The 892-nt window shown below is 45.7% G+C and carries 2 protein-coding genes; one reads left to right on the forward strand and one right to left on the reverse strand.

What is annotated here, in order from left to right; translation table 11 throughout:
- On the forward strand, positions 1-562 hold a 562-nt coding region (locus A3738_RS07685), incomplete at its 5' end, for a bile acid:sodium symporter family protein (protein ID WP_197473686.1).
- A gap of 48 nt (positions 563-610) precedes the next feature.
- On the opposite strand, the gene A3738_RS30760 is transcribed toward A3738_RS07685, so the two are convergent.
- On the reverse strand, positions 611-892 hold a 282-nt coding region (locus tag A3738_RS30760), incomplete at its 5' end, for a hypothetical protein (protein ID WP_231876567.1).

Here is an 892-nt window from a genome sequence, read left to right on the forward strand (position 1 = left end):
CATTGTTACGCTGCCAATCATTGTGAATTTGAGTTTGTTTTACTTCATGAGCGAGCAAGGTAGTGTCGGCTTACAATTCTCTAAGGTACTTCAGGTTTTTGCGATTGTGTTGATTCCGATCGGCATTGGGATGACGATTCGGCGCTTTAGAAAAGGCTTTGCTGAGGTCATGGAAAAGCCAGTTAAGATTATGTCGGCACTATTCTTAGCCTTGGTTGTTGTGGTTGCCGTGATGGAAAGTTGGGAGCAGTTTACTCAGTACTTTGCGATTGTTGGTGCAGCAGCACTAGCGTTTAATCTGATTAGTTTGGGCGTTGGTTACGGCGTGCCTCGCTTGTTGAAGCTGGAGCTCCGTCAGAGCATTGCGATTGGTATGGAGATTGGTGTTCACAATGGTACTTTGGCGATAGCCATTGCCTTGTCTCCAATGCTTTTGAATAACGGGGTGATGGCCGCGCCAGCTGCTATTTATAGCGTCATTATGTTTGTCACAGCAGCTTTATTTGGCTTACTGGTAAACAAAATTCACGGAGATCAACTCGGTAATAACACCGCAGCTTAATGATCAAGGTAGATTGCGCCACGCCTGCCAGTAAGGCTTTGGCTCAATTTATGATTGTGGTTCGTTGAAGCGTGCTATCAAGGTTTTTGCTGCGTCGTAAGCAGTGAGTTTCCCTGAAATTACTTGTTCCTGCAGTTGAGGGAGCGATTCTTGAACGGCTTGATGGGTCTCAAAAGCGTGTCGAAGCTGCTCTGTGATGAGCCTGTCCAACCATTTTTCGTTTTGCTGCTGACGCTTTGTTTCGAGGATAGCCTGATTAGAAGAAAAGTAGTCTGTCAGCAAAGCCCATATTTCTGTAATCCCTCTGTTCTCAATCGATGAGCAAGTCAG

The sequence above is a fragment of the Oleiphilus sp. HI0066 genome (assembly GCF_001635725.1).